This window comes from Nocardia vermiculata NBRC 100427 (genome assembly GCF_001613265.1).
Classification (GTDB): Bacteria; Actinomycetota; Actinomycetes; order Mycobacteriales; family Mycobacteriaceae; genus Nocardia; species Nocardia vermiculata.
Map to the genome: position 1 here is coordinate 87,136 of NZ_BDCA01000001.1, position 26,890 is coordinate 114,025.

Annotated in this window: 26 protein-coding genes; 18 read left to right on the forward strand and 8 right to left on the reverse strand. The window is 67.8% G+C overall.

What is annotated here, in order from left to right; translation table 11 throughout:
* Positions 1-101 precede the first annotated feature (101 nt).
* The 7 genes from NV2_RS00425 to NV2_RS00450 are packed head-to-tail and all read left to right on the forward strand — an operon-like array spanning position 102 to position 6,420.
* Positions 102-1,043: a PDR/VanB family oxidoreductase gene (locus NV2_RS00425; RefSeq protein ID WP_067869019.1), complete on the forward strand. Its 942-nt coding sequence runs from the start codon at positions 102-104 to the stop codon at positions 1,041-1,043.
* Positions 1,044-1,098: 55 nt separating this feature from the next.
* A complete protein-coding gene (locus NV2_RS00430) occupies positions 1,099-2,334 on the forward strand; it encodes a Rieske 2Fe-2S domain-containing protein (RefSeq protein WP_067867511.1) in 1,236 nt (411 codons plus the stop codon).
* A gap of 10 nt (positions 2,335-2,344) precedes the next feature.
* Positions 2,345-3,157, forward strand: coding sequence for an alpha/beta fold hydrolase (locus tag NV2_RS00435; RefSeq protein WP_067867514.1), 813 nt, complete (start codon positions 2,345-2,347; stop codon positions 3,155-3,157).
* Between the two features lie 5 nt (positions 3,158-3,162).
* A complete protein-coding gene (locus NV2_RS32595; protein WP_281198492.1) occupies positions 3,163-3,297 on the forward strand; it encodes a hypothetical protein in 135 nt (44 codons plus the stop codon).
* Positions 3,294-4,610 carry a zinc-binding metallopeptidase family protein gene (locus NV2_RS00440; RefSeq protein ID WP_067867517.1) on the forward strand — a complete coding sequence of 439 codons (1,317 nt, stop codon included), beginning with the start codon at positions 3,294-3,296 and terminating at the stop codon, positions 4,608-4,610. Before NV2_RS32595 ends, NV2_RS00440 begins: the two co-directional genes overlap by 4 nt.
* Entirely contained in the window at positions 4,607-5,578 is a 972-nt protein-coding gene (locus tag NV2_RS00445; protein WP_067867520.1) for a DODA-type extradiol aromatic ring-opening family dioxygenase, read from the forward strand. The genes NV2_RS00440 and NV2_RS00445 overlap by 4 nt, the downstream gene beginning before the upstream one ends.
* Positions 5,575-6,420 carry an alpha/beta fold hydrolase gene (locus NV2_RS00450; protein WP_067867523.1) on the forward strand — a complete coding sequence of 282 codons (846 nt, stop codon included), beginning with the start codon at positions 5,575-5,577 and terminating at the stop codon, positions 6,418-6,420. Before NV2_RS00445 ends, NV2_RS00450 begins: the two co-directional genes overlap by 4 nt.
* Positions 6,421-6,533: 113 nt before the next feature.
* Here the strand turns inward: NV2_RS00450 and NV2_RS00455 are convergent, their stop codons facing one another.
* A complete protein-coding gene (locus NV2_RS00455) occupies positions 6,534-7,409 on the reverse strand; it encodes a DUF4231 domain-containing protein (RefSeq protein ID WP_067867526.1) in 876 nt (291 codons plus the stop codon).
* 192 nt (positions 7,410-7,601) lie between these two features.
* On the opposite strand from NV2_RS00455, the gene NV2_RS00460 reads away from it, so the two are divergent.
* Complete coding sequence (locus tag NV2_RS00460) at positions 7,602-9,206, forward strand: hypothetical protein (RefSeq protein WP_067867529.1); 1,605 nt, start codon at positions 7,602-7,604, stop codon at positions 9,204-9,206.
* 12 nt (positions 9,207-9,218) lie between these two features.
* Here the strand turns inward: NV2_RS00460 and NV2_RS00465 are convergent, their stop codons facing one another.
* Positions 9,219-10,292 carry a DUF2332 domain-containing protein gene (locus tag NV2_RS00465; RefSeq protein ID WP_067867532.1) on the reverse strand — a complete coding sequence of 358 codons (1,074 nt, stop codon included), beginning with the start codon at positions 10,290-10,292 and terminating at the stop codon, positions 9,219-9,221.
* A 139-nt stretch (positions 10,293-10,431) separates the two neighbouring features.
* On the opposite strand from NV2_RS00465, the gene NV2_RS00470 reads away from it, so the two are divergent.
* The 3 genes from NV2_RS00470 (at position 10,432) to NV2_RS00480 (ending at position 11,759) form a co-directional block, all read left to right on the forward strand.
* The gene (locus NV2_RS00470; protein ID WP_067867535.1) at positions 10,432-10,947 is read left to right on the forward strand and encodes a VOC family protein; all 516 of its coding nucleotides are present in this window, start codon (positions 10,432-10,434) and stop codon (positions 10,945-10,947) included.
* 69 nt (positions 10,948-11,016) lie between these two features.
* Positions 11,017-11,298: a helix-turn-helix transcriptional regulator gene (locus NV2_RS00475; RefSeq protein WP_084473746.1), complete on the forward strand. Its 282-nt coding sequence runs from the start codon at positions 11,017-11,019 to the stop codon at positions 11,296-11,298.
* The gene (locus tag NV2_RS00480) at positions 11,262-11,759 is read left to right on the forward strand and encodes a hypothetical protein (RefSeq protein ID WP_067867538.1); all 498 of its coding nucleotides are present in this window, start codon (positions 11,262-11,264) and stop codon (positions 11,757-11,759) included. The genes NV2_RS00475 and NV2_RS00480 overlap by 37 nt, the downstream gene beginning before the upstream one ends.
* 32 nt (positions 11,760-11,791) lie before the next feature.
* On the opposite strand, the gene NV2_RS00485 is transcribed toward NV2_RS00480, so the two are convergent.
* Both NV2_RS00485 and NV2_RS00490 read right to left on the reverse strand, forming a co-directional pair.
* Positions 11,792-12,652 (reverse strand): TIGR03619 family F420-dependent LLM class oxidoreductase, encoded by an 861-nt coding sequence (locus tag NV2_RS00485; RefSeq protein WP_067869025.1) that lies wholly within the window; start codon positions 12,650-12,652, stop codon positions 11,792-11,794.
* Positions 12,649-13,071, reverse strand: a complete 423-nt coding sequence (locus tag NV2_RS00490) for a MerR family transcriptional regulator (protein WP_067867540.1) — start codon at positions 13,069-13,071, stop codon at positions 12,649-12,651. Before NV2_RS00490 ends, NV2_RS00485 begins: the two co-directional genes overlap by 4 nt.
* Positions 13,072-13,250: 179 nt before the next feature.
* On the opposite strand from NV2_RS00490, the gene NV2_RS00495 reads away from it, so the two are divergent.
* Both NV2_RS00495 and NV2_RS00500 read left to right on the forward strand, forming a co-directional pair.
* Complete coding sequence (locus tag NV2_RS00495) at positions 13,251-13,592, forward strand: DUF3140 domain-containing protein (RefSeq protein ID WP_067867543.1); 342 nt, start codon at positions 13,251-13,253, stop codon at positions 13,590-13,592.
* Between the two features lie 259 nt (positions 13,593-13,851).
* Positions 13,852-14,877 (forward strand): alpha/beta hydrolase fold domain-containing protein, encoded by a 1,026-nt coding sequence (locus tag NV2_RS00500; RefSeq protein WP_168436075.1) that lies wholly within the window; start codon positions 13,852-13,854, stop codon positions 14,875-14,877.
* 57 nt (positions 14,878-14,934) lie between these two features.
* Here the strand turns inward: NV2_RS00500 and NV2_RS32600 are convergent, their stop codons facing one another.
* The 4 genes from NV2_RS32600 to NV2_RS00520 form a co-directional block, all read right to left on the reverse strand.
* The gene (locus tag NV2_RS32600) at positions 14,935-16,926 is read right to left on the reverse strand and encodes a WD40 repeat domain-containing serine/threonine protein kinase (RefSeq protein WP_067867547.1); all 1,992 of its coding nucleotides are present in this window, start codon (positions 16,924-16,926) and stop codon (positions 14,935-14,937) included.
* Positions 16,927-17,040: 114 nt separating this feature from the next.
* Positions 17,041-18,489 (reverse strand): serine/threonine-protein kinase, encoded by a 1,449-nt coding sequence (locus NV2_RS00510; protein WP_245662373.1) that lies wholly within the window; start codon positions 18,487-18,489, stop codon positions 17,041-17,043.
* A gap of 118 nt (positions 18,490-18,607) precedes the next feature.
* The gene (locus tag NV2_RS00515; protein WP_067867549.1) at positions 18,608-19,243 is read right to left on the reverse strand and encodes a hypothetical protein; all 636 of its coding nucleotides are present in this window, start codon (positions 19,241-19,243) and stop codon (positions 18,608-18,610) included.
* Positions 19,240-21,204 carry an N-6 DNA methylase gene (locus NV2_RS00520; protein WP_067867552.1) on the reverse strand — a complete coding sequence of 655 codons (1,965 nt, stop codon included), beginning with the start codon at positions 21,202-21,204 and terminating at the stop codon, positions 19,240-19,242. The genes NV2_RS00515 and NV2_RS00520 overlap by 4 nt, the downstream gene beginning before the upstream one ends.
* Positions 21,205-21,449: 245 nt before the next feature.
* On the opposite strand from NV2_RS00520, the gene NV2_RS00525 reads away from it, so the two are divergent.
* The 5 genes from NV2_RS00525 (at position 21,450) to NV2_RS00545 (ending at position 26,889) form a co-directional block, all read left to right on the forward strand.
* Positions 21,450-21,773, forward strand: a complete 324-nt coding sequence (locus tag NV2_RS00525) for a hypothetical protein (protein WP_067867555.1) — start codon at positions 21,450-21,452, stop codon at positions 21,771-21,773.
* A 13-nt stretch (positions 21,774-21,786) separates the two neighbouring features.
* Positions 21,787-22,152, forward strand: coding sequence for a DUF732 domain-containing protein (locus NV2_RS00530; protein WP_067867558.1), 366 nt, complete (start codon positions 21,787-21,789; stop codon positions 22,150-22,152).
* A 29-nt stretch (positions 22,153-22,181) separates the two neighbouring features.
* A complete protein-coding gene (locus tag NV2_RS00535) occupies positions 22,182-22,859 on the forward strand; it encodes a DUF4352 domain-containing protein (protein WP_084473797.1) in 678 nt (225 codons plus the stop codon).
* A gap of 245 nt (positions 22,860-23,104) precedes the next feature.
* Positions 23,105-23,434 (forward strand): Rv1352/Rv1906c domain-containing protein, encoded by a 330-nt coding sequence (locus tag NV2_RS00540; protein ID WP_067867564.1) that lies wholly within the window; start codon positions 23,105-23,107, stop codon positions 23,432-23,434.
* 569 nt (positions 23,435-24,003) lie between these two features.
* Entirely contained in the window at positions 24,004-26,889 is a 2,886-nt protein-coding gene (locus tag NV2_RS00545; protein ID WP_067867567.1) for a helicase-related protein, read from the forward strand.
* The last annotated feature ends 1 nt before the right edge of the window (position 26,890 follow it).

The window sequence follows — 26,890 nt, forward strand, 5'->3', positions numbered from 1 at the left end:
CTTAGTTCTCTTCCGGATCGGTCCCGGATTTCGCGCTGGAATTGCCTCTTGTTCGCTGTAGGGGTATTAAGTATCGTACTTAGTACGACATGGAGGTGAACATGACCGACGGCGATGCGGGAGTCCTGGAACTCGAGGTCACCGCGCTGCGGCAGGAATCGGATTGTGTGCTCAGTGTTGAGCTCGCCGACCCCCAGCGGCGACTGCTACCCGCCTGGGATCCCGGCGCGCACATAGACCTCGGACTGCCCGAACACCTGCGGCAGTACTCGCTCATGGGCGATCCGGGCGAGCGCGACCACTACCGGATCGCCGTCCTGCGCGAGCCGGAGTCCGCGGGCGGATCCAGTTACGTTCACGCGATCCTGCGCCCCGGCGATCTGGTGGAGGTCGGTGGTCCGCGCAACAACTTCCCGTTGGTCGCGGCGCAGGACTATCTGATGATCGCCGGCGGGATCGGAATCACCCCGCTACTGCCGATGATCCGGCAGCTCCAGGCCGAGGGAAGGTCCTGGCGGCTGCTCTACGGTGGGCGTTCGCGTCGTTCGATGGCATTCCTGGGCGATCTGCTCGGCGACGACCATGTCGAGGTACATCCGTTCGACGAGGACGGCCATCTGGATCTGGATGCCGCCCTGGAGAATCCGGCCGCGGACACCGCGGTCTACTGCTGCGGCCCCGAGGGCCTCATCGCCGCGGTAGAAGCGCGCTGCGCGTCCTGGCCCACGGGCGCCCTGCATGTCGAGCGCTTCGCCGCCCCCGTCCGCGACGACGAGGACGATCTGCGGGCTTTCGAACTCGTACTCGCGACCTCCGGTCGGCGACTGACGGTTCCGGCCGACAGCACTGCCCTCGACGTCCTGGACGCAGCGGGAATCGACCTGCCCAACGCGTGCCGCGACGGCGTCTGCGGCAGCTGCGAAACCCGGGTGCTCGCCGGCATCCCCCTACACCGCGACGCCCTGACCGGCCCCGATTGCACCGACGTCATCTACCCGTGTGTGTCCCGTGCGCAGAGCGCGGAACTGGTACTCGACCTGTGACGACACCGCCGGTCACCACTTGTCCGACATCCCCGACGAACCCGCTGGAGAAGTTATGAGCGCCCCGAGCTCCGAGACCCCCGAAGCCGCCCCGCGCCGCGCGCCGCGTGCACGCAGGGCCGCTCCCGCGCCCACCACCGTCACCGAGCCCGGGCCTCCGGTACAGGACGGTGCGGACTGGTCGGGCTGGCCGACCTACGATGCGGCAGCCCACGGCTTCCGTGACTACTGGTATCCGACCATCTGGGCACACGAGGTCGGCGAGAAGCCGGTCCCGATCACTCTCGCCGGTGAGCGCATCGTGCTGGTCCGTGACGGTGAGGTGGTGCGCGGCCTGCACGATCGCTGCCCCCACCGGGGAGTGCCGCTCTCACACGGCCGGCGCGAATTCCCCGGGACCATCAGCTGCGCATACCACGGCTGGACCTTCGGCCTGGAGACCGGCCGGCTGGACGCGGTCATCACCGACGGCCCCGAGAGCCCGATCTGCGGAAAGCTCGGTGTCGCAACCTATCCGGTCGAGGAGCGGCTCGGCCTGCTGTGGGTGTACATCGGCGATGTGGACCCCGAAACCGGTCCCCCGCCGGTCGAACGTGACATCCCCGCCGAACTGATCGACAACACCCTGGTGCTCGGCGGTCGCAACGATGTCCGGGAGGGCAACTGGCGCTTCGCCACCGAGAACGGATTCGACGAGGGGCACGCCAAGTACCTGCACAACACCGCCCTGTGGCGCCTGTTCAAGGTCATGCCGACCTGGAACAAGACCCGGATCGTCGAGAAGGACGGCTGGCTGGTCCGGGTCCAGGACGAACTGTTCTGGGAGGCGGAGTTTCCCGGGGTCGGAAAGTTCACCAACAAGCGGTGGTGGAAGCGGATTCCGTTGCCCGACCATCCGGGCAAGAACGGCAATGCCAACCCGGTCATCGACGCCCTGGATATTCCGGGCTTCGTCTCGGTCCGCATGCCCGGGCTGCTGCGGGTCGCCTACCCGAAGTTCATCCACTACGAGTGGTACGTCCCGGTCGATGCCGACCACGTCCGCTATGTGCAGCTGATGGTGCGCTTCGAAACCGGGCTCACCGCACTGGCTTTCAAGGCCAAGTATCTGGCCGCCTTCCGCTGGCTGTTCCACGGTCAGTTCACTCGCCAGGATGCCTGGATGGTGAACGTGACCGATGCACCGCCGGAGCGTCTGTACCGCCCGGACCTGTCGATCACCGCCTGGCGCCGCCACGTCGAACAGGTCAAGCCGGTAGTGCAGCCGACCGAAAAACGTATCGGTCACTGAGTGCGCTGCCATGTCGACCACAGAGCTGAACCACGGCTGGGCCGGGGCCGCGAGCGGACCGGTCACCGTGGTGCTGCACGGTGGCGGGCCGGGCTGCCACGCGGCCTCCGATTTCGCCGCGCTGATGGCCTTGCGTCCGCATCGCCGCTGGCTGTGGGTGGATCTTCCCGGCTACGGCGGTTCACCGGCCCGCACCGACGCGTCGGCATCGCGGCTGAGCACGGCGGCGCGCGCGCTCGACGAATTGCTCACCCGGCGAGGCTGCGGCCCGGTCGATGTGGTGGCCCAGTCGCTGGGCGGAGTCGTCGCGCTGCACCTGGCTGCCGACCACCCCGAACTGCTGCGCCGGCTGGTGCTGATCGGCAGCCAACCCGTACCGGCTCCCGGTGGTCGAGACGACGTGCGCCGAGAGCCGAGCCTCGGGCTCCGAGCGCGGGCACAGTACTACGGCGGTACCGGCCCAGGCGTCGAGAAGATGCGCATGCTGCTCACCGAATTGGAGTGGTACGACGCGAATCTCATCCCGGAGGCCACCGTCGAAGCCCGGTACCAGGCCAGTACCACACCCACGGCACTGGCCGCTGCCACCGCATCCGCACCTGTCGGCGATCCCGATCTGGATCCGGGTGCGGTAGCAGCACCGACCCTGGTGGTGTGGGGCAGCCACGACCCGTTCGGCGGCCCCGATTACGCGAGTGCGCTCGCCGACGCCCTGCCCCGCGGTGATCTCGCGGTCGTCGGGCGCACCGCCCACCATCCTCAGGCCGAGCGTCCCGCCACCGTCGCGGCCCTCACCGAAGCATTCCTCACCGACTGGAGTTGATAACCGTGTCTCGCGCAATCGTTTTGATCACCCTCGGCGCTCTGGCTGCCGGTGCCGTCGTCGCCGCCCGGCGGCCGCGCCTGTTCGCCCGCCTGTTCGGCGCCACCACGGTGCGCACCTTCGGTCCGGGGGCGCGATGAGCGGGCTGAGCGCGCAACAGCGCGCGTGGTTCGACACCGCATGTGCCCTGGTGGACCCGCAGCGGCTCACCGATCTCGTCGTCGGGATGGTCGACATTGCGAGCCCCACCGGCGAGGAGGCCGCACTCGCGCACTGGCTCACCGCAACCCTCGCCGAAGCCGGCCTCGAGGCCCACTATCAGGCGATCGACGACCGGCAGGCCAATGCCGTCGGCCGGTTGCGTGGTGACGGGACCGGTGAGGATCTGCTGCTGTACGCGCCTACCGACACCCTGACCGTCGGCGATCCCGACGAGGACGTGCCCTGGATCGGCGCCGAACTGCGCGCCGATATGCGGCCCCGCGCGCAGGTGCACGGCGATCATGTGCTCGGGCTCGGCGCCAGTAATCCCAAGGGGCACGCGGCCGCGATCGTCGCCGCCGCCGAGGTCGTCGCCGAGGCCGGAATTCCGTTGCGCGGCGATCTGATCGTCGGGCTCGGTGCCGGCGGCATGCCCACCAACGGCCGCCTCACCCGCGGCTTGACCCGGCACAATGCCGGCCAGGGCGTGGGTTGCTCGTTCCTGCTCGAACAGGGTTGGTGGGCCGACCACGCGTTGATCGCCAAACCTGGCTGGGCGGTGGCCTGGGAAGAGGTGGGGTTGTGCTGGTTCGAGGTCCGGGTGCGCGGCACCTATACCTATGTCGGTAGCCGGCACCGCATGCCGTACCGCAACTCGATCGCCGGGGCAGCCACCGTAATCGACGGATTGGAACGCTGGTTCCCCGAATACGCCGCCCGCCACACCGACGGCCTGGTCGCACCACAGGGCATCATCTCCTCGATCGAGGGTGGCTGGCCGCGGATGGCTGCGGTCGCACCGGCGTTGTGCCGGTTCATGATCGACCTGCGCACCAGCCCACGCCGGAACCCCGCCGAGGTGCGCCGCGAATTCGGTGCCGCCCTCGCCGCGATTACCGCCGACCATCCGGAACTCGAGGTGGAGTGGGACATGGTGCTGGCGATCCCGGGCACCACCACCCCGACCGACGCCCCCGTCGTGGCCGCGGCGATCGCGGCCTGGGAACAGGAGGCCGGACGGTCACACGCACCGATCGTCGCCAACAGCGGCGCCACCGACGCCAATATCCTGCGCTCGCGGGGCCTGCCCACCGCGCGCATCGGTATGGACCGGATCGGGCCCGATGCACCACTGCCCCTGGACTTTCCGTCCGGAATGAATGTTGTCGACATCCGGGAGGCAGCGCGGCTGACCCGGGCCATCGTGCACACCGCCATCACGTTGTGTACCCGAGAACGGAGTATTCCGTGAGCGAACTCGTCATGGGTGTGGGTGCCTCGCACAGCACCCTGATGAATACCCACTGGGCGGAGGTGGACGACCTCGATGCCGCGCACCGCTTCCGCAACGGCCTCGGTGCCGCCCGCGCAGCCCTCGCCGAACAACGACCCGACGCGCTGATCGTCATCGGCTCCAACCATTTCCGAGGCATGTTCCTGGATCTGATGCCCGCCTTCACCATCGGTGTCGGCGAGGTGAACGGTGCCGGTGAGGCGCAGACCCCGGGCGGGCCGCTACCGGTGGACACCGCCCTGGCGCGCACCCTCGTCGACGGACTCGTCGGTGACGGCTTCGATCCGGCGTTCTCGCTGCGGATGACCGTCGATCACGGCATCACCCATTCGTTGCAGCATCTGGTGCCCGCACTCGATATCCCGATCGTGCCCGTCGTGATCAATATGTTCGCGCCGCCGCTGCCGTCGCTGCAGCGTTGCCGTGATGTCGGCACCGCGATCGGCGCGGCCGTCGCAGGCGATGGCGAGGACAAACGGGTGGCGGTCATCGCCTCCGGTGGGCTGTCGCATCGGCTGCCGTGGCCGAAATGGTTCGACGCACTGTCGGAAGACGATCAGTTCCTGGTGCAGGCCTGGCTCAACGGCCGCACCTCGTGGAGCGAATACGAGGTGCGGCGCCGCCAGATCATTCGCGCCGCCGAACCCGATATCAACAGCGAATTCGACGAGTGGTTCCTCGGTCTGCTCGAGACCGGGGACCTCGGACCGCTGCTGGCCATGACCGACGAGCAGCTCGAGAAGGAAGCCGGTAACGGCGCCGCCGAACTGCGCGCCTGGATCGCGATGTCCGCGGCGTTGGCCGCGACGGGCCCCGCCCCACGGGGAGTCACCGGCCGCACACTCGCCTACGGCGCCGTCCCCCACTGGCTGACCGGCATGGGCGTCAGCCTGCTCACCCCCACCGACGAGGAGATTTCCGCATGACCATCTGGACCGATCTGGCCGGGACCGCCTTCGAGGTGTCCTACGACGAGGTGAACGGCGCCCGCACCCGCGTACTGCGCGCCGGTAAGGACAACACCGAAGCCGTGGTGATGTTGCACGGCACCAGCGGCCATCTCGAGGCCTTCGTCCGCAATGTGCCCACCTTCGCCGAGCACTTCCAGGTGCATGCCCTGGACATGCTGGGCCATGGATACACCGAGAATCCGGGCGGCGACCTGCGCATCCCACGGTATGTGCGGCACGTGCTGGACTACCTGGACAGCCGCGGTATCGAACGCGCCCACTTCATCGGCGAGTCCCTCGGCGGCTGGGTGTCCGGGCGCTTGGCGGCCGATCATCCCGACCGGGCAGGCCGGCTGGTCCTGGTCGCCCCCGGCGGCACCGTGGCCAATCCGCAGGTGATGGAACGTATCCGCACCAGCACCAAGGCCGCCGTATCGAGCGACGATCGTGCCCTCACCCGGCAGCGTCTCGAACTGCTGATGCACGATTCGGCGAATGTGACCGAGGAACTGGTCGATGTGCGCCACACCATCTACCACCGCCCGCAGTTCGTCGCCGGCATCGACAATCTGCTGTGCCTGCAGAATATGGACAATCGTGTGGAGGATCTGCTCAGCCCGGAGCAGATGGCGCGCATCACCGCACCGACACTCATCGTCTGGGGTGCGCAGAACCCGTTCGGCGATGTACCGGAAGCGCAGCGGATGCACGAGTCGATTGCGGGCTCGAATCTCGAGATCTTCCCCGAGTGCGGACACTGGCCACAGCACGAGCATGCGGAGCGCTTCCACGAGGTGGCGCTGAAGTTCCTGAGGTGACGGCGCGACCGGATCCGGTCTGCGCACCGCATATCGCACAGACGGGATCCGGTTCTGCTCTACTCACCGGTCCGCCGGATAGGCGAAGGTGTGACCTGCGGACCGAACCACCGTTATTCAGCCACCCATTTCGCGGCCCAACCCTCGTTCTGTCCGGATATCACTCGTTCGCATCGCTCGACCAGCGAATCGGACGTACCGGATGTCCCACGACGGTAGTCGTTGACCGCTCTTTCCAATTCGGCAGCGGCTCTGGCGAACTCGAGTTCCTGATAGGCGTAACGCGTCGCGGCGACATGGGCGGTGACGGCGGCGGTCATGGTGGTGACGGTCGCAACCCACGCGGAGGCCCATCCGGCCTCGAAAACGACGGCGATCGCTCCGAGAACCACCGCGATCGCCGTCAGAGTGAATTCCACCGAGCGAATCCTGCGGATCTTGCGGTTCACCCGCGCGGCTCGTGGCCGGTAGTAATTCTCGATCTGGCCGATCACCCGGATGGCGATATAGGTATCGGCGTCGGAGATTTCGGGAACAGATCGAGAGCGGGCGGTGAGGCCGATGGTGCTCGGGATCAGATCGGCGGCCTCCTCCGCGATCCGGTCGGCGCGTCCGAGTAGTTCGGCGTCCGCGTCGCCGTCGCGATACGGTCCGACTCCGGCCAGGTAGATGTGGATTTCACTCTTCAGTTGCTCACTGACCGACCGAAGGCGGACCCACTGCTTGATCTTCGCCGGGCTCGCGAAATTGGCCGCCACGGAAACGAACCCCACCGCAATGGCGGACAACAACGCCAGGGATTTCCCGAACGCGCTGTTCCAGCCCATCATCTGCGTGGCGGCAGTTCCGGCGCATGCACCCACGATTCCCAGGACGAGACCGGCCGCCCTGCCCCTTTCGATCGTGCGCTTGTCGCGGTCGGCTGCCTGCGACCAGACACTCTGCCGATCCAGGACCCACCCCACGGCCGATTCCTGCACACCACCCACGGCCGCCAGTCTGACACAGCTTCATCGCCACAAGACCTCGATTACCAACCATATAGACGTGGGAAGCGCCGACCCGGTTCGTCCGCCGGGATCTCGAGCGGCACAGATTCCGATGATCTCCCACCCTGCTCGGGCGTCGCCACTATGCTGCCGAAAAAGGTTACCTACCACCGTAATACGGGGGCTCAGCAGATGAGCGTAGAAGACCGAACGGTTCCCGACATCGATGTGAACACTCGACAGCCGCGCCCGACGGCGGCGATCGAGCAGTCACCGACCCGGGGGCGAAGACTGGAAACGCTGGGCTGGGTCGCGGTCACACTCGGAGCGGTCGGCGGCAGTGGCGGATCCGCCTTCGACTCACCGGCCGCATGGTTGACGATGGTCGTGGTGGGTATCGCCTTGACCGTCGCCGGCGTATGGGCGATCTATCGTGGCCGGCAGCATTCGACTCCGGTCCTCGGCAGCCTTCGCGAACTCACGCCGAACGAGCGAATCGTGCTGTTCCTCCGCTCGTTCAACGACGATTCTGTCTTCGCGCAATCGGCTGCCACTCGTTTTCGAGGTCTGGGACCGGCACTGTGGTCCGACACCACGACGGCCGCGGACGTTCGCACCGAGGAGCAGCAGATCGCGGCCGCCGTCGCACCGTTCGGACGGATGGTCGCACTCGGTAGTCCGGACGACAGCCTGCCGGCGCTGGGTGCCGCCCGCGCTTATGCCTCGGATGACACCTGGCGCAGTGAGGTATTCGCCGCGCTCGGCCACGCCGAGTGCGTGGTGCTCGCGGCGGGCTCGAGTCGCAACCTGGCCTGGGAGGTCGATCAGGTGGTCCGCGCCGACTGCCCAGCTCGGCTGGTACTCACCGTGGGCCATGACCAGGAGCAGTACGCGCGCTTTCGAAATGCGCTGGGCTCCATGTTCCCTCGTGGGTTGCCGGCGTACCCGGCGGTGAGCCTTCGGCAGCGGCTACTGCGGGCCCGTTCGGTGCGGGCGGTGATCTGGTTCGACAACGACTGGACACCACATATGCAGGTGCTGGCCGGCTGGATACCCTTCATCGGATTCGCCGGCCGGACACAGCGCACGGTCCGCAGGTCGCTGGGCAACGTTTTCCGTCGCGCCGGGCTGCCCACACGGGTGACTCCCACAATCCCACGCCCGGCAGCGGTGCCGGTGAGCATCACGCTTCTCGTGTCCTTCTATTCACTGCCACTACTTTTCGCTGTGATTGCCATCAGACTGTTCGAGAAACAGCTTGCAGGGTGGGTGGACGGCGGATCCGATGCGCGAGACCTATTGTCGACCTTTTCCGGGATGCTTTTCCTGATCTTGGCCTCGATTCTGCTGACGCTGGGTGTCGTCCTCGGGATCTGGGCGTGGCGGATGTGGCGGGGCGGCCCACTGGCCATCACCCTCGCGCGCGTATGGGGCGTGTCGCTCGCCGTCGGCATGTGTGTATCGCTGCTCGGCCCGTCACCGAGCCAGGACGATCAGGGTTCCGGGCCGGTCTCCTCCAGTTCCTCGCAGCAGGGGTCGTCGGATGCGACGGAGGGCGGCCTGTTCGACGACGAATACATCAGCTCGCCGTCCGAGTCCGAGTGGGATTCCTCGGATTCCTCGGATTCCTCGGCGGTCATCACCGCCACGGACGGCGAGACCGACACCGACATCCCCGAGTTTCCCGAACTACTCCCCCTCATCCCCCTGCTGCTGTGCTACCTGTGTTTCCCACTCGGCGTCAGCTATCTGCTGACCCGCCGCGACGTCCGGGAGTGGGTCGATTCCCGGCTGTAACCGCGGTCGACCTCACTGGTCGGCCGGATAGGCGAAGGCCGGGACGCCGTGTGGCATCGCGCGGGCGAGGATCGTCGGCTCGTCCCGGCCGATCCGGACCGTCAACCGGAATCCGTTGCGGTCGTCGGAGTTTCCCTGCGGTTCGAAGGCGACGCAGGCGAACGCGGCATCCGGCCGGGACGCTGCGGCGAGCCGGTCCAGTTCCGCGGTGACTGCTCGCCATTCGTCGGCCGCGACGTATTGGCGCATCACCGAATGCCACACCACGGTCAGCGTGCCCGGCACCACCTCGGTGCCGGCGAGGAACTCGCCCGCGCCCTGTAGGACGATCTCGGCGGGCACCTGCTGGGCTACCTGCAAGGCGCCGTCGAGCCTGGTCGCCCGGGCCCGCTGGTCCGGCCAGACGTAGGCGCGTAAGGCCAGGGAATCGCGGGCCGAGAGCGGGTTGAGCGGTGTGGGGTCACAACCGCGCCGCTCGACGACGTCGATGCGGGGATGGTGGCGGACTGCCGAGGTCAGCCACTGCGGTACCGGACCGCGCCACGCGTCGGTGATCCGGACAGGTGAATCCACCGGCCCCCACCCGATTTCCTCACTGTCCCAACGAAAATGGTCGGCGCGCAGGTTGAGTCCGCCGCTGGTCCCTAATTCGAGCAACCGGACGGGCAGCGGTGTCACCGCAACCGCTGCGAGCAGCCCCGCCAGCAGGGGAACCGCCCGGCCGACTTCGTTGGTCTGCGGTGGCCGGGTCAGCCAGTCACGGATCCAGTCGTGCCGGTCGATCACGGTCTGCCGGAAGGGAATCCGGGCGACAGCGGGATCGAGCACGGGGTCCGCGCCGGAACTCGGATAGAACGGCGCGAGATCGGCTGCCGCACCGGACAGTACGAGCGCATGGACTCCCGCCATCAACCGCAACGGCAGCGCATCGGCGAACGGAACGCTCTCGTATCCACGCAGCACATCCGCGCAGGGCCCACCGTCCCCGACGTCGCGCCCCACGGCCCGCAGCAGCACCCCGTACAGCGGGGATCCGAGTTTGTCGCAGGCCCGGGCCTGCAGGTCGAATTGCGCAGCAAGATCCACGAACGAACTGTGCGCCCAGAACCCGCCACAATCAAGCCGGGCAGCCAGGTGGCGTCCGTGCCCTTTCCGGAGCGAAATAGGACATAAACCGGCCGCAATTGATCCTACCGTCGGCAGCATCCACGACGAGAGGATCACCATGACCACCACCCCCGCCGGATACACCACCGTCGCCCCCTGGGTCGTCACCACCGACACCGGGGCCTTGCTCGACTTCATCACCGCCGCCTTCGACGGGGTCGAATCGGGCCGGGTGCCGCTCGAGGACGGCAGCATCGGTCATGCCGAGATCCGGGTCGGTGACACGGTGGTGCTCGCCTTCGATCAGCGGGCGGACTGGCCCGCCATGCCGTCGCTGCTGCGGGTGTTCGTGCCGGATGCCGACGCCGCGTTCGCCGCCGCCCTCACAGCCGGCGCGCGTGCGGTAACTGCCCTGTCCGACAACGCTTTCGGTCAGCGGGGCGGCCGTGTGCGTGATCCGTTCGGCAATATCTGGTGGATCACCGCCCTCGTCGAGACGGTGTCGCCGGAGGAGGGGATGCGCCGGCTGGATGAGCCCGAATACCAGGAGCAGATGCGCTTCGCGCAGGAGACCCTCGATGCGGAGTTGAGTGGCCGCAGCCGGGGCACCGCGAGTCCCGTCGCGAAACCGTAGCGCCTCGAACGCTCCCGGCCGGCGAGGGACCGCGGCCGGCCGGGGCGGCCATCCGCACCTTGACAGCAAATGTCAAAGATCCTTAACATCAGTGGCGTGGTCAGCGATCAGCCCGCACATCCGGTACGCCTGCGTCGACGCGAGTGCCGAATGACGCAGGCACAGTTGGCGACCACGGTCGGCGTCAGCCGGCAAACCGTGATTTCGATCGAGCAAGGCGACTACGCGCCGAGCGTCTACCTGGCACTTCGGATTGCACGAGCGCTGGGCACGACGGTCGAAGACATTTTCTGGTCCGACGATCTGGAGGCCACGTGGCCCAGCGCACCACCCTCGAAGACATCTTCCTAGCACCCGACGATCCCGCGTGGGGCGATGAGCGTGCCCGTGAGGAGTTCTACCGCGGTTCGACGATCGCGTTGTGCGCGACGGTCTACGGCTGCTACATCATCGCAATCGTCGCCGCCGCCATGGATGCCACCCTGGTGTCGTTCCTTATCTTCGTACTCCCCAGCCTGACCACGATCATGCTGTACCGGTACTGCTCCCGGCGCGGCATCGACGTGCGCGCACTCACCAAGAAATTCTCCCGGCGGCGCAGAATCATCGCCTATGCCACCACGTATCCGCTGGTGGCCGCCTGGCTGATGGTCTATCTGTGGCGGACGCTCCCGCAGGATTCGTTGCCGGGAAGTCTGGCCGGTGCTGCGGTCGGCGCGGTGATCGGTGGCCTCGGCGCCGTGCTCGTAGCGAAGCTGCTACGGCGCCGAGCCGAAGCGCGGCACCTCCCCGAGGACGACAGCTTCGAGTGATCCGGGCAGTATCCACAGTGCCGCAACCTGTTTCACCCGGCCGTCAACGCGAACCGCTCCGCGAACTCCGACATCCGGTCGTGCTGCTGCGCCGGATCGGTCTCGGCGAAGCCCACCACGATGCGGTCCACTCCCTGTGCGGCGAGTTCCGCGATCCGTTCGGGGCTCAGATCGGCCGAACCCCAACGGGTGTACTCGATGTCGCCGGGATCGCGACCCGATTCCACCGCCACCCGGCGGACCAGTTCGAGCTGCCGGTCCCGTTCGTGGTCGGTCAGCATGCCACCGGGAAAATAGCCGTTACCGCGTCGTCCGGCACGCCTGGCGGCTGCGCTGCTGGAACCTCCGACGTGTATCGGCAGCGTGCTCGTTCCGTACGGTTTGGGATAGCTGCACAGATTGTCGAAGGCGAAGAACTCGCCACCGTGGTCGACACCGTCCGGGCCGCCCTCCCAGAGCAGCCGCAACACGTCGATGGCCTCGTCCGCGCGGCGACCACGGCTGTCGAAATCGACACCCATCGCGGAGGCTTCGGCGGGAAAGACGCCCAGCCCGACGGTGAGCAGCCGCATCCGCCCCCGCGACAGCACATCCAGGGTGGCCAGCCGCTTCGCCAGATCCACCGGATGCCGGTACGGCAGCAGTAGTACGCCGGTACCGAGCAGCAGTCGCCGGGTGGCCGCGGCGACGAAGCTCAGACAATCGAGCGGATCGAGGAACGGCAGCGTCGGCGGCAACTCGCCGGTGCCGTAGGTGGCGCCGGGAAACAGTGCGATGTGGTCCTGGACATAGAGCCCCTCGAATCCGAGGTGCTCCGCGTGCCGGGCGAAGTCCACGAGCCGGTCGGGATCGGTGCCGTTGAATGCCGTGCTGTAGCTGGTCGCGAACCTCACGCGCACGTTCCTTCCTGGTTGCTGTTGTCGTCGTGGGTTCGTTGCAGGGAGAACTCGCACCTGGGTGCGGGGCCTGCCACAGCGTCCAGGCGGGCATGCAGTTGCCGTCGGGTGGCGGTGAGCCGGTCCATCGCGTCATCGATCTCGGCGATTCTGCGCCGCAGCGTCTCCACCGATTCCGGACATTCGTCGCCGGACGTGTGGCCGGTACGCATGCAGGTGACGAAGGGTCGAGCAGCGGCCAGGTCGAACCCGAGGTCCAGTAGCGCCCGAATCTTGCGCACGATCTCGAGCTCGTGCTCGTCGTAGATGCGGTACCCGTTGGCGGAGCGTGCCGGGCGCACGAGCCCCAGCTGTTCGTAGTACCGCACCGTGCGCGCACTGGTGTCGGCCCGCTCGGCCAGTTCCCCGATCAGCATGTGCTCTCCTCTTCCGGGCCACTGCGGCAACGGTAAACCTTGTCATCGACGTCAAGGCAAGGTCGCGACCCTGATGCTGTGTAGGTCGACGGCGGCCGGGTAGCCGACCGGCGTGCAACGCCCGACGCGGCGGCAGCGGCGCTGACGGGCGAGATGTGGATCATGAAAGGTGACCCGATATGGCTGATACCGAGGTCGACGACCAACTCTGGGACGAGTTCCACCAGCTGGTGAACATGTCCTCCCGCCAGCTCAGCGAGTGGCTTCGGACGACGGGCGGGTACACCGAGACCGAAACCCTGCCCGATCACGCGGGCCCGGAACTCGGCCGCCGCATCCTGGCTATCCTGGGCAAGCGGCGCACCGATGTGGATACCGACGACATCGCGGTGATGCGTACGGCCGTGGACCGCATCACCGCGGCGATCGGTCCGGACGCCGAGGACGAACCGCGCGCCGGCTCGGATCGGTGGCGCCGACGGCTCATGAGCATGGGCCACGACCCGCTCGGACCGGAGTGAGTACCGCTCCTCCACGGGCAAACCACTCGGTGATGAAGCTCACGTTAGATCGCACTGCCATTTGGGCAGGGGGGAGCGGGTAGGGTTGGTGCCAGCGCCGACCACCGGCCTGGTTGCCGACGCAAATCGTCCCGATCGGACAGCGCTGCCCGATCTGTTGGACACACACACCGAACACACTCCGAGACTCGGCCGTGCAGCCCGCATACCGAAGCTCCGTACAACCACGACTCCGCGGAATTGAAAGAGGGTGATGCCCGTGGCCACGTTCGATCTCGATCCGGTCGCGCCGGATCATCACGCAAAGCCGAGTCTGCGCAGCAGGATTCGGGTTGCCGGGATGCGCTTGACCCATGCCGACAGAGCGTTCTCGGGCGCCGCGTCACTGCGTGAGAGTATTCGTACCCGCCGCCGTGCCGAGGACGAGACCCCGCCCGCCGAAATGCACACCCGCTACTGGGTCATGCGGCGGATCATGGAGGGTCGCCCCGTCTACACCATTCGTCCGCTGAAGCGGCGCAGCCCGCGTCACGTGCTGTATCTGCACGGCGGCTCCTACGTGCACCAGATCCAGCGCGACCACTGGAAGTTCTTGGCGCGCCTCATCGACCGGACCGGCTGCACGGTCACCGTGCCGTTGTATCCGCTGGCCCCCTCGAGCCACGGCGAGGACGCGCTGACCATGGTGCGAACCGTGCACGACACCCTGTTCGCGCATACTCCGTCGGAGAACAAGGTGTTCATGGGAGATTCCGCCGGTGCGGCGCTGGCGCTCGTGTTGGCGCGACAGCTCGGCGAGGCGGGGGCGGTCACGCCGAAGGAGGTCGCGATGATCTCCCCGTGGCTCGACGTCACCATGACCGATCCGATGACGACGGCGCTGGAGCACTGCGACCCTTACCTTCGGATCGAGGGTTTGGCCGAGGCCGGTCGGCTCTACGCGGGCGAACGCGACCGCCGCGACCCGACGATCAGCCCGCTGAACGCGCCCGCGGCGACCCCCGGACGGTTGAGTCTGTTCGCCGGGACGCGCGACATCCTGCTGTCGGATGCGCGACGTTTCCGGGCACAGTGCCGCCGGGAAGGGGTCGAACTGGGCTACTTCGAGTATCCGGGCATGTTCCACGGGTGGCAGCTGTCCGACGTCCCCGAGGCACGGCATGCGCTCCGCCAGATGGAGCGGATCGTGCGCCGCCCCGCACCGAAACCGATCGAGACCGTGGCTCACCGGCGCGTCCCCGACGACCGAACCGATGAGCTCGCGGTGATCGGGGCGGCTGGGTAACCACTGTCTGCGTCGGTTCATGAGCATGGGCCGCGGCCCCTCGGCCCGGAGTGAGCGCTAGGCCGTTTCGGCCACACTCCATATCCGCACCACATCCTGCTCACCAGCAGTGGCGAGCAGGGTGCCGTCGGGGCTCACCGACATGGCATACAGCGGATCGTCCCCGGCGCGCAGCGGCCTCCCGATCGGTTCTCCGGTGCGAGTCTTCCAGAACCGCACCGTCCCGTCCGCGGAGGCGCTGGCGAGCCGGGCCCCATCCGGAAAGAACGACACTGCATGCACCTGACCGGCATGGCCGGTGAGCGGCCGCCCGATCTGTGTCATGGTTCGCGGATCCCACAGTCGCACCGTCTTACCGGAGGCGACAGCCAGTACGGAATCGTCGGGGGCGAAGGCCAGCGAGGACACCCCGTCGGCGTGGCCGTTGAGACCGTCTCCCACTTGCCGGTGGGTCTGCGGATCCCACAGTCGCACTGCGGCATTCCCGGTTCCGGTGGCCAGCAGGGAACCGGCGTGATTGAAGGCCACCGTGTTGCCGGGGCCCGGGTGATTCAGGGCGGCTCCGACCTGCTGGTGGGTGCGGGCATTCCACACGCGCACCTTCTCGTCTCGGCAGACGGTGGCCAGCAGGGAGTCGTCGGGGCTGAACGCGACCCAGTACACCGAATCCGGGTGGTCGAGTGCGGCGACCTGATCGTGGCTTCGCGCATCCCACAGCCGCAGCGTCCGGTCCGCGCTGCCGGTCGCTACCAGCGTGCCATGGTGGTTGAACGCCGCCGTGAACATGATGCGGTCCTCACCGACGAGGGGGCGCCCGAGCTGCTGGTGGGTTCGGGTGTTCCACAACCGCGCCGAGGTGTCGTAGCTCGCGGTCACCAGACGGGTGCTGTCGGGGCTGAAATCGACCGAATAGACCGCGGAGGTGTGGCCGGTGAGGTTGGGCTGTTGCAGCCTGGGCTCGGCAACCGGTGTCGGAACGACCTTGGTGCCCGGGGTCTGTTCGGAGGATCGGCGGGTACCGAGGGTGATTCCCACCGCGGTGGCGGCGGTGATCGGGACGGCGATACCGGCGGCGGTCAGCAGGCGGCGCCGGTTGATCCGGCGCCCGGTCGCAGTCGCCGGCGGTACGGAATCGACGGTCTCGATATCGTCGGCGGACTGCTGTGGGGCGGGAGGCGCAAGAGATTTCGGTGTGACCGGTGCGTGGGTGGCTGGTGCCGTGGCGGCGGCTCGGGCGGCATCGGCGAGGGCGGTGCAGGTGGGATAGCGCGCGGCCGGTTCCTTGGCCATCGCGGTCGCGATCACGGTGTCGAGTTCGACCGGCAGGTCGGCCCGCAACCGGCTGGGTGCCGGTGGTGGTGCGCTCAGGTGTGCACCGATGACGGCGGCCTGGTCGGAACGCGGGAACGGTTGCTGCCCGGTGAGTAGATGGAACAGGGTGGCGCCGAGCGAGTAGATATCGGCGCGCGGATCGGCGGGAGCCTGGGCGAAACGTTCGGGGGCGGCATAGGCGACGCTGGCCGAGATCGCCGACAGGGTGACGGTGCTGTCCAACGTGCGGGCGATCCCGAAATCGGTGAGCAGCGCGCGCCGGCCGTGCCGGGCGTCGGCCTCGATCAGCAGATTCGCCGGTTTGACATCCCGGTGCAGAACCCCGTGAGCATGGGCGTAATCCAGCGCCGCCGCGGCGTCGGCGATCAGCCCCGTCGCCAGATCGGCCGCGAGCCCCCGCGGATGCTCGGTGATCAATGCAGCCGCATCTCCGCCACGGATATAGCGCATGGCCAGCCACAGCGCCGGATCACCGGAAGCGCTGCGGTCGTGGACGGCAACGATATTCGGGTGATCCAGGCGGGCGCACAGTGCGGCTTCCCGATCGAATGCCACGTGCGCGTGCCGGTCGGCGGACAGATTGTCGTGCAGCACCTTCAACGCCACGATCCGATCCAGCCGCGGATGCCGCGCCGCATAGACCACGCCCATCCCCCCGGCGCCGAGCGTCTCCTCGATCACGAATCCAGCGAACTCGTCTCCTGTGGCCAGCGCCACCAGCCGCCCTCCTTCCCCAACGTGCACCGAACCACGCAGAGCTCCAACGAAATTAACACAGCCACGGGGTTGTCGTCGGGGACGGATCAGCTCGGCAACTACCGTCGCGGCACACTAGCCGCGCGCGTGCTCCACATCCCGGATCTGCTGTACCAGGTCCACCACGCGCCGGTCCTGCTCCCCGTAGCGCACCGCCATCTGTCCGTGCAGCCGCCGCAACCGGGCCAGGGCCGCGCCCACGTCCCCGTTCTGCACATCGCAGGTGGCGAGTTGGCGTTGGCAGTGCATGACCTGTTCGTCGTAGGGGCCGCGTTCGGCGGTGAGGTCGTCGATGAGCGTGCGGAGCAGGGCTGCGGCGCCGGCGAAGTCGTTGCTGTCGAAGCGGAGGTCGGCGAGGTTCAAGCGGGCTTCGACGACGTCCGCGTCGCGGGATCCCAGTTCCGACATCGCGGTGTCCAGCACGGTTTTCAGATCGTCGATGGCGGGTGTGTAGCGGGATCGGGCGGCGAGGTCGCGGGCGCGGCGGATGGCGCGTTGCACGTCGGAACGGCTGAAATCCCGCGGCCCGTCGGGGCGGACGACAGCGCCGACACGGGTGGTGGCGGTGTCGTCGAGGGGCGGCAGCCGCCGCGGCGCGAGGATCGTGTCGGCGGTGCGGGAGGTGACGGCCGCGCTCACGGCTGCCGCGTACATGCGGGCGGGCCCGTGGAAGTCACCGATTTCCGGCAGTGCGGCGAGCCCACCCGCATGGCGCAGTAGGACGGCGTGCACGGTGGCGGCGTCCTCGGGCCGGTGCGTGGGCGCTTTGGCGAGCATGCTCATGATCAGCCGCGCCATATCGGCCGGCATGTCGGGGCATTCGTCGCGAATCTCGGGCGGGCTGTAGTGAACTTGGTTCTGCCACACCACATAGGCCGAGGTCCCGGTCATCACCCGGTCGCCGGTGAGCAGTTCGTGCAGTACCAGCCCGAGCGCGTACAGATCGGTCTGGGCGACGACCTCCCCGCCCTCGACTTGTTCGGGGGCCATGAAAGCCGGTGTGCCGAGGGCGTTCCCGGTGTTGGTGAACCGCGTCTTGCCGGTGTCGCTGGTGACGGCGAGACCGAAGTCGAGCACCTTCACCGTCCCGTCGGCGCACAGCATCAGGTTCGACGGTTTCAGGTCGCGGTGGTAGATCCGGTTGCGGTGCGTGGCGGCGAGCACGGCCGCGGCCTGGGCGCCGAGGGCGGCGACCACCCCGAACGACAGCGGTCCGCGCCGGGCGAGCAGATCGTCGAAGGTGATGCCGTCGACGAATTCCATCACCAGATAGGGCCGGCCTTGCGACATTCCGGCGTCGTGGATGGCGGGCATCCCCGGGTGGCTGAGCTGCGCCATGAATTCGGCTTCGCGCAGGAATCGGCGAATCCAGGCGGCATCCTGGTCGAGGCCGGGGTGGGTGAGTTTCACCGCGATACGGCGTTTGAGGTGGCTGTCGTACCCTTCGAAGACCTGCCCCATGCCGCCGGCGCCGATTTCGCGGACCAGTTCGTACCGGCCTCCGTCGATATGCGGTTGCTCCACCGCTACCTCCCCGAATCCTGACAGTGCCGCACCGCCGACGTGTTCCGGCTGTGATGCCCGGCAGACCAGGTCCGCCGGCCCCCGGCCGGGTGTGACGGTTTTCGCCGCATCGGTGAACCTACTCGCCGGCGGTGGCCGGTCGCAGCCCACCCTGCGCCAGTCCCCGCATCCCGGTGCGCACCAGCTGCTCGATGGATGCCCGCCGCAACTGCCAGGCGGTGTCGAGTTCGGCGAGCTGCCGGAACGCCACCCCCATCCGCTGCTGTTCGGCCAGCGGTATCCGCGGGATCGCGACCCGGTACAGGTCGACCGGCCCGGAGTCGACGGCGGCCCGCAGCACCCCGGCCAAGAAGTTCGGATCCACGATATGCGAAGCCCCGCGGACCAGCTGAATCCCGGGCCCGAGCAGCACGCCGTCTTCGATGCAGACCCGCACCCCGGAGTCGGTGCCCATCACCACCGCGACATCGCCCGGGCACACTCGCACCGCCCCGGCCACACCGGCGTTGCCGAACCGTGAGGCCGGTCGTCCGAGCCGAATATCCTTGGCGCACACCATCGGCGTATCTCCGGTTCCGACGGCGACGGTCGGTGGCGCCTCGTGCACGCTCAATGCTTCGGCCGCCACCAGATCCTCGAGTGTCACGGTGTCGGGCGCGGCGGTCCGGGGTTCCAGCGCGGGCACCTCCGGCACCGGTTGCGCGTGCAGCGCCGCCCGCAGTTCCGGATACTCCTGTGCGGTGGCATCGTTCATCGTCCGCTCCCTCCGCCGTCGGGCGCCAGTGCCCCGGCGGTGAGCCCGGTGGTGATCAGTTCCACCGATTGTTCGGCGGCGGCCGCGGCCCGGCGCGCGGTGACACGCAGCAGGAACAGTTGCCGGAACAGCGCCCCGTACCGCCGCTGTTCCTCGAGTGCGAGCACCGGGACCCGTAACCGCCCGAGGTCGAACCGCACCGTGGAAGTCCTGGTGGCGGACACGTTTTCCCCGCCGGTGAGGAATCCGGCGAGGAACCACGGATCGAGCCGGCTCTGATCGACCCGTAACGCATGCACGTGGGCACCGAGCAGCGATCCGGCATCCTCCGCGGTCGCGACGCGCGCACTACGTCCGCCGCTGCTGCTGCGCACGGCGGGCATCAGCACATCCCCCTCCTGCACGTCGACCGGATCTTCTGGTGCGGAATCCATTCCTCCCGAGGCAGTTTCCCCGTTCGCCACGTCCGGCGCGGTCAGCACCCGGCGTTCGCCGCGCGCGGTCTCGGCACTGCGCGGCGCGGCCCGGAACCAGTGCAGCTGCCCGTGATTGGCCAGATCGGCGAGGGTGACGAACCGCCACGATTTCCCGGTCGCCTCCGACAGTCCGGGCATGGCGGGCAGCAGTGAGTTCAGATCCGATGCGGCACTGTCGAGTCCGGTGAGCGCCGCATCGACCTGCACGGAGAACTCACCCGAGTCGAGCGCCGAGCGCACATACCGGGCGGGAGTGAGGTCGATATCGTCGTCGAGCAGATCCACCAGCCGCACCACCGCCGACACCCCGGATTCGGCGGCCGCTTCCGGATTCTGCCCGTCGAAGGTTTGCCAGGCGGCGACAACGGCGTCCGAGCCCACCCTATCCCCGTCGGAGTGCACCGCCACTCCGGTGGAGTCGATGAACAGCATCGAATCCGGCACCACCGCAGTGGTTTCCGGACGCCGCAACACCCAGATCTGCAATCCCACATGCCAGGGCTGGGCCAGCCCGGGCGCGATCCCGATCACCGCGCGCAGCGCCCCGGTCCGCACCAGATTCGCCCGGATCTTGCGTCCCGAGGTGCGTGTCGCCACCGCCGGCGGCAACAACAGCACCGCCATCCCGCCCGGCCGCAGATGCGCGATCGCATGCTGCACCCACGCGAGTTCGGGTTCCCCGCGCGGCGGCAGCCCGTAATCCCAGCGGGTGTCGAACGCGAGCGATCCGGACCCCCAATCCCGTTGCCCGTAGGGCGGATTGCACAGCACCGCGTCGACCTGCAGCTCGGCGAACGCATCCCCGGTGAGGCTGTCACCGGCCCGCACCACGGGTTCGAGCCCGGTGTCGGCCTCGATCAGCAGCCGGGTGCGCTGCACCTGCACCGGCGACACATCCTGCCCGAACACCTCGCGCGCCCCCTCCCGCGCCGCCGCATGCAGCAGCGACCCGCTCCCGCAGGCCGGGTCGAGCACGCTGCCGATCTCGGAGGTCGTCGCCGAGCGCAGCAACGCCGCCATCACCGCGGCGACCCGGGGCGGGGTGATGTAGAGGCCGGTGGAGGTCTCCTCGTCCATCGCCCGCTCGGACAGGATGTCGAGGGTGGTGCGCAGGGTATCGGTGGTGCGCGCCGAGCCCAGTGCAGCGATCACCTCGGCGGCGAGCTCACGGTCCTCGGCCTCCGGTGCCGACCACTGGTCCCCGGTCCGCCGCAACGCCTCCATCACCCGCGTGATCGCCTGCGGTGTGGCGCGAGCCCGCACCAGGGTGCGCAGCTCGGCCTCCGGTGACTGCGCCGCCTCCACGTTGTGGTCGGCGAGCCAGGTCTGCACGGCGTGCAGGTCGAACAGGGGCCGGTTCTCGGTGCCGGCGATCGGGTCGGGGAAGTCGTCGTGACGGCGGCGCCAGTTGCTGACGGTGGCGCGGGTGACCCCGGCCAGCCGGGAGATCTCCGCGGCACTGACCTTCGACACGGGCTGCGACATACCCCTCCTCTCCGGGACCTGCTAGCTCACACCTTCGTCCACGGTTGAGCGAAAATCAATCTTCCAATTTCGATTGACAATGTTTTCATCGCAACTTACCGTTTGCATCAGCTTCGGAAAGTGAGGCCGAAACCACCGGCCCGTCGCCACCGACGCAGCACTCCCCCGGAACTCGCCGCGAGGCGATTCACCTTTCTGCCGCATCTGCACCGCCCGCTCCGCGGGCCCCGAACCCAGGACCTCCCATGACACCGGACCCCGACCGCCCCCTCGACCCACACCAACCGCCGCCCGAGGTCATGCCCTACCCCTCGCACAGCGCCCCACTGCTCGAGCCGTTCACCCCAGCCGCACCGCAGTACCACTCCGCCGACCCCTTCGGCACGCAACCCGTTGTCCCACAACCGTTCCCACCACCGGTGAACGTGATGCACCAGTACCACCCCGGTCCGCAAGTGGTGGTCAAACGCTCGTTCCCGCACGGCCTGCACCTGGTACTGACCCTCATCAGCTGCGGCCTCTGGTCCCCGATCTGGCTCATCCACTACCTCGTCGCCGACAACGACTGATCAGGAAACAACCATGAACTCCACCCGATTCTTCGCCACGCTGCTCACCACCACCGCCCTGCTCACCGCCGCAGCACCGACCGTCCTCGCGGCCGTGCCCGACACCGGCTCCGCCTCGGGCTCGGCCGGCAGCAGCTGCGGCCCGCGCAGTGCCGCCGACCACCAGTTCCTGCGCGACTACGCCGAGGACGACGAAACCTGCCGCGGCGAGGACGCCTCGATCCAGCTCGCCCAGGCCGAATGCGATTGGCTCGACGCCTACGGCAATTCGGCGCACAACCAGATCGTCGTGGCCGAGAAGTCCCGCGGCGCCGTGCAATACCCGTACCTGTTCCTCGAGGCCGCCATCGGCGCCTACTGCCCCGCCTACGAGCTCTGAACCATCCGGTTCAGCCAGGAGTGATCGCCATGACCTACCAGCCTCCGTACCCCGGCCCGCAGTATCCGCAAGGGCCGGCCGGCCACCCCGGGCCACCGAAGAAGTCCAAGACCCCGAAGGCGCTGCTGATCGCCGTCATCGGCATCGTCGCGTTCTGCGGTATCGGCGGAATCATCGCCAATGCCGGCGACAAGGATTCCGAGCCGGCGAAACACACCACCGCCGCGGCACGCCCCGCCGTCGATCCCCCCGCCGCGGACACCCCCGCACCGCAAGCGCCCGCTCCCCCACCCGAGGCCCCGCCGCCGGCTCCCGGCCTCAACACCCCCGTCCGCGACGGCAAGTTCGAATTCGTGATCACCGACGTCCAGACCGGCCTCACAACCCTCGGCGACAACCCCTATCTGCAACGCACCGCCCAGGGCGCCTACACCGTCGTCACGATGACCGTCCTCAACACCTCGAAGGTCCCCTACGGCTTCTCCCCCGGCAACCAGGACCTCTACGACACCCAGGACCGCAAATTCGGCAACGACGCCGCAGCCGCGATCAACCTGCAAGCCGACACCAGCCTGTACGCCGACATCAACCCCGGCAATACCGTGACGGCCAAGGTCGTGTTCGATCTGCCCGCCGATTCCCAGCCGGACCGGATCGTCCTGCACGACTCCATGTTCTCCGGCGGCGCGACGGTTTCGCTGCGCTGACCGGGCCGGGACCGGGACGAGCACCCACGCGCTCGTCCCGGTTCTCGAAAAATTCTTCCCAACCAGCACGAACACGTTGCGTAACCGGCCCCGCCCGCGATGAACGTTGTGCAGCAGCAGCCACCCTGGCGCAGCAACGGTGGCCGAACGTTCTCCCGCACGGGCTACTCGCCCGCGCTCACGCCCTGCGGCCGCAGACACCGAGCCCCGCAGATTCCACCGAACCGAATCATCCAGGAAAAACCATGAACATCGCACGCATACTGCCCACCGTCCTCGCCGCCGGCGCGATCACCGCCGCAACCGTCGTCGCCGCGGGTGCGGCCTCAGCCGATCCAGGCACCAGCCTCTACGAGGGAACCCAGGTGGTCGGCACCGATGTGGTGGCGGGGACCTACTACACCGCGGGCCCCACCGACGCCGACTACGGAAGCTGCTTCATCACGTGGCTGCCCTACAAAGGCGCCAAGTCCTCCGACGCCATCGATATGGATATGTACCAGGGCCCGTCCTATGTCCGTTTGAACGACGGTGACGTCATCACCGTCAACGGCTGCAACTGGACGCTTGAATAGCGTCGCCGGCCGAGCGCACCGCGCATCCGCTCGGCCCCGGCCGAATCGCGTCCTCCGCCTCCTGTACCCCGGGTAGCGCACACTGCCCAGCGCTATCCGGTGGCGTCGGGGCGAGCTCCCTCGCCCGCCCCGACGCCGAATCCCTCGCGCCCTTACCCTTCTACTCGGAAAGAAACGTATCGGCGCACTCCTCCGATCCATCCTTCGGCGCCCTCGCACTGCCCGAAAAGGGTGCCGCCCGGCTACCTAGGTTTCGTTCGAGCCTGACCCCCGAAGCGCTACTGCGGTTTCGGCGGGCGGGAACGCGCCGGCGGTCCGGTCGGTGGGCAGTGCTGGGGCGCCGCGCAGACGAACGTTCCGGCCGGTCAGCCGGTGGCGGTACCCAAAGCTCTGGGCCCCAGGACGCGGCTGTCACCGCACCGACCATCGCCACGCTTGTTCGGGCAGGGGGTTGTTCCGCTGGCTCTGATCCGCCCCGAAACCCGATCCGCCGATCCCCTGTCACATAAGTTCGGTCTCGGCCGATACTGAGTTGATCCACGCCGTGCCGACCCCCAGGAGCTTCGTCGATGACCGTTGCCGAACACCGTGACCTCATGCAGGTCGCACCCGGTTCGATCGTTGTGGTTCGAGACGAGGAGTGGCTGGTCACCTCGGCCGAACAGGGGTCGGACGGGTGGCTGTTACGGGTGCGGGGCCTATCGGAACTGGTCGCCGACACCACTGCCGCGTTCTACAGCAGTCTCGACGAGATCGAGGTCCTCGATCCGGCGCAGGCACAGATCCTGCCCGACGGTTCCTCCGGTTACCGTGATTCGCGCTTGTGGCTGGAGTCGCTGCTGCGCAAAACCCCGTTCCCGTACGGCGATCAAACCCTCACGGTGTCGACCCGTATGCTCGCCGATTCCCTCGGCTATCAGCGTGCGGCGGTGGCGAAAGCCTTGGACCCGACACATATTCGGCCCCGCATTCTGCTGGCGGACGCGGTGGGTCTGGGTAAGACTCTCGAGATCGGCATGATCCTGTCGGAGTTGGTGCGGCGTGGTCGTGGCGAACGCATCCTGATCGTCACGCCCCGCCACGTCCTCGAGCAGATGCAGCACGAGTTGTGGTGCCGTTTCGCGCTGCCGTTCGTGCGCCTGGATTCGGCCGGCATCCAGAAGGTGCGCCAGAAGCTGCCCGCGACCCGTAACCCGTTCACCTATTACAAGCGCGCAATCATCTCCATCGACACCTTGAAAAGCCCCCGCTACAAGGCGCATCTGGAACGTCAGCACTGGGATGCGGTGGTGATCGACGAATCGCACAATCTCACCAATGTCGGCACCTTGAACAACGAGCTGGCCCGCATCCTCGCTCCGAACACCGAGGCCCTGATCCTGGCGTCGGCGACCCCGCACAACGGCCGCGAGGACTCCTTCGCGGAGTTGCTGCGCCTGCTCGACCCCACCGCGGTCGCGGCTGACGGTTCGTTCACCAAGGACGATGTGCAGTCCCTGTTGATCCGCCGCCACCGCCACCATTCCGAGGTCGCGGCCGAGGTGGGTAGCGATTGGGCCGAACGCGCCGAACCGGAGCACCGCCTGGTCACCCCGTCCCCGGCGGAAGAACAGGTAGCCCAGGAACTTTCCCAGGTCTGGTTGCATCCCGCGTCGGGCCGCTCCCCGTATTCGGGCGAGACGAAGGCCCTGTTCCCGTGGACCTTGGCGAAGGCGTTCCTGTCCTCCCCCGCGGCCCTGCGCGAGTCGATCAACCAGCGCCGCACCAAACTTCAGGACAAGGGCGGCCCGCACACGCCCGAGCAGCGCACCGAGCTCGAGGCCCTCGACACTCTCGCGGACCTGAACGACAACGCGTTCACCGAATCGGCCGGTAAACAGGCAGCGTTGGTCGACCGTCTCCGCGACATCGGCGTCGGCCCCAAATCCACCATGCGCGCGGTGGTGTTCGCCGAACGCGTGGCTACCTTGAAGTGGCTGGTGGATCTGCTGCCGACCGCCCTGGGCCTGAAGCCGGATGCGGTGGCGATGCTGCACGGTGGCCTGTCCGATGTGGAGCAGCAGCAGATCGTCGACAGTTTCAAACTGGAGACCTCCCCGATCCGCGTCCTGGTGACCGGCGATGTGGCGTCGGAGGGTGTGAACCTGCACGCCCAATGCCACCACCTGATCCACTACGACATCCCGTGGTCGCTGATCCGCATCGAACAGCGCAACGGCCGCGTGGACCGTTACGGCCAGCAGCATCCGCCGGTGATCTCGTCCCTGATCCTGGCCCCGTCGGACCCGGACTTCTCCGGTGACCTGCGCGTGCTGTCGCGTCTGCTGGAACGCGAGAACCAGGCCCACGGCACCCTCGGCGACGTCGCGTCCCTGATGGGTAAACACAGTGTGGGCGACGAGGAGTCGGCGATCCGCGACGTGCTGGCCGGTAAGGCGAGCCTGGAGGAGGCGATCCGCCCGATCGAGGAGGTCGCCAACGGTGACGACCTGGACGCCTTCTTCGCTCAATTCGATCTGGCAGAAGACGAACCCCCGGTCCTCCCCGAAGAACCGCGCCACAGCCTCTACCCGGACGACATCGGCTTCCTCGACGAGGCACTACGCGCCGCATTCCACGACGTCCCGCACGCCGACCCGGCTGCCGGCGGTGTCGGCTGGATCCGTCACACCAATCACGGTGTCGCCGAGCTGATCCCACCCCGTGACCTGAAACAGCGTCTCGGCCAACTCCCGCAGAACTATCTCACCGACGGCAAGGTTCTGGAACGCCTGAAGCTCGCAACCTCCCCCACCGTCGGCAACGCCCAGCTGCGCGCCGCCCGGGAAGGTAAGGGCATCAACGACACCACCTGGCCGGAAGCTCATTTCCTGGGCCCGCTGCATCCGGTGCTGGATTGGGCGAGCGATCGCGCCCTCAGCGCCCTGGGACGCAATCAGATCTTCGCCATCCGCGGCGCGGTGGATGCGGTGACGGTCCTGCTGATGGGCACCTTGATGAACCGCCGCGGCCAACTCGTCTCCCGAGTGTTCTCCACCGCCGAGTTCCCCAACCCGTCCAACCCTGCGTTCTGCCTGGTCGAACCCCTCGAGGACCTCAACTTCCTCACCACCGACACCGGCCTGAAACCCGGCACCTCCAACCCGGGCCCGCTGCACGACCTCGAACAGCTGCAACCGCTGATCCCGGTAGCGGTCCGCGAGGCCGCCCAGTCGATGAAGGTTGTCCTCGACGCCCAGAAAACCTCCGCCCAGGAACGCCTCGACGCCTGGCGGCACCGCGCCGACCGCTGGCACGCCGGCGCCGAACAGATGGACCTGTTCAGCGGCCAGAAGAAGAAGGTCGAGAAACTGTCCCAGCGCATCGTCGAGGAACAGCGCCTCGCCGAATCCCTCGCCCCCACACAGCAGCTGGTGCGTCCCCTACTGGTGATCGTCCCCGAAAAGGATCAGTGAC

Excerpts from the sequence above, each read along its gene's own strand:
- NV2_RS00425 (WP_067869019.1), top strand. The coding sequence starts at position 102 with ATGACCGACGGCGATGCGGGAGTCCTGGAACTCGAGGTCACCGCGCTG.
- NV2_RS00430 (WP_067867511.1), top strand. The coding sequence starts at position 1,099 with ATGAGCGCCCCGAGCTCCGAGACCCCCGAAGCCGCCCCGCGCCGCGCG.
- NV2_RS00435 (WP_067867514.1), top strand. The coding sequence starts at position 2,345 with ATGTCGACCACAGAGCTGAACCACGGCTGGGCCGGGGCCGCGAGCGGA.
- NV2_RS00440 (WP_067867517.1), top strand. The coding sequence starts at position 3,294 with ATGAGCGGGCTGAGCGCGCAACAGCGCGCGTGGTTCGACACCGCATGT.
- NV2_RS00450 (WP_067867523.1), top strand. The coding sequence starts at position 5,575 with ATGACCATCTGGACCGATCTGGCCGGGACCGCCTTCGAGGTGTCCTAC.
- NV2_RS00460 (WP_067867529.1), top strand. The coding sequence starts at position 7,602 with ATGAGCGTAGAAGACCGAACGGTTCCCGACATCGATGTGAACACTCGA.
- NV2_RS00470 (WP_067867535.1), top strand. The coding sequence starts at position 10,432 with ATGACCACCACCCCCGCCGGATACACCACCGTCGCCCCCTGGGTCGTC.
- NV2_RS00475 (WP_084473746.1), top strand. The coding sequence starts at position 11,017 with ATGTCAAAGATCCTTAACATCAGTGGCGTGGTCAGCGATCAGCCCGCA.
- NV2_RS00490 (WP_067867540.1), bottom strand. The coding sequence starts at position 13,071 with ATGCTGATCGGGGAACTGGCCGAGCGGGCCGACACCAGTGCGCGCACG.
- NV2_RS00495 (WP_067867543.1), top strand. The coding sequence starts at position 13,251 with ATGGCTGATACCGAGGTCGACGACCAACTCTGGGACGAGTTCCACCAG.
- NV2_RS00515 (WP_067867549.1), bottom strand. The coding sequence starts at position 19,243 with ATGAACGATGCCACCGCACAGGAGTATCCGGAACTGCGGGCGGCGCTG.
- NV2_RS00520 (WP_067867552.1), bottom strand. The coding sequence starts at position 21,204 with ATGTCGCAGCCCGTGTCGAAGGTCAGTGCCGCGGAGATCTCCCGGCTG.
- NV2_RS00525 (WP_067867555.1), top strand. The coding sequence starts at position 21,450 with ATGACACCGGACCCCGACCGCCCCCTCGACCCACACCAACCGCCGCCC.
- NV2_RS00530 (WP_067867558.1), top strand. The coding sequence starts at position 21,787 with ATGAACTCCACCCGATTCTTCGCCACGCTGCTCACCACCACCGCCCTG.
- NV2_RS00535 (WP_084473797.1), top strand. The coding sequence starts at position 22,182 with ATGACCTACCAGCCTCCGTACCCCGGCCCGCAGTATCCGCAAGGGCCG.
- NV2_RS00540 (WP_067867564.1), top strand. The coding sequence starts at position 23,105 with ATGAACATCGCACGCATACTGCCCACCGTCCTCGCCGCCGGCGCGATC.
- NV2_RS00545 (WP_067867567.1), top strand. The coding sequence starts at position 24,004 with ATGACCGTTGCCGAACACCGTGACCTCATGCAGGTCGCACCCGGTTCG.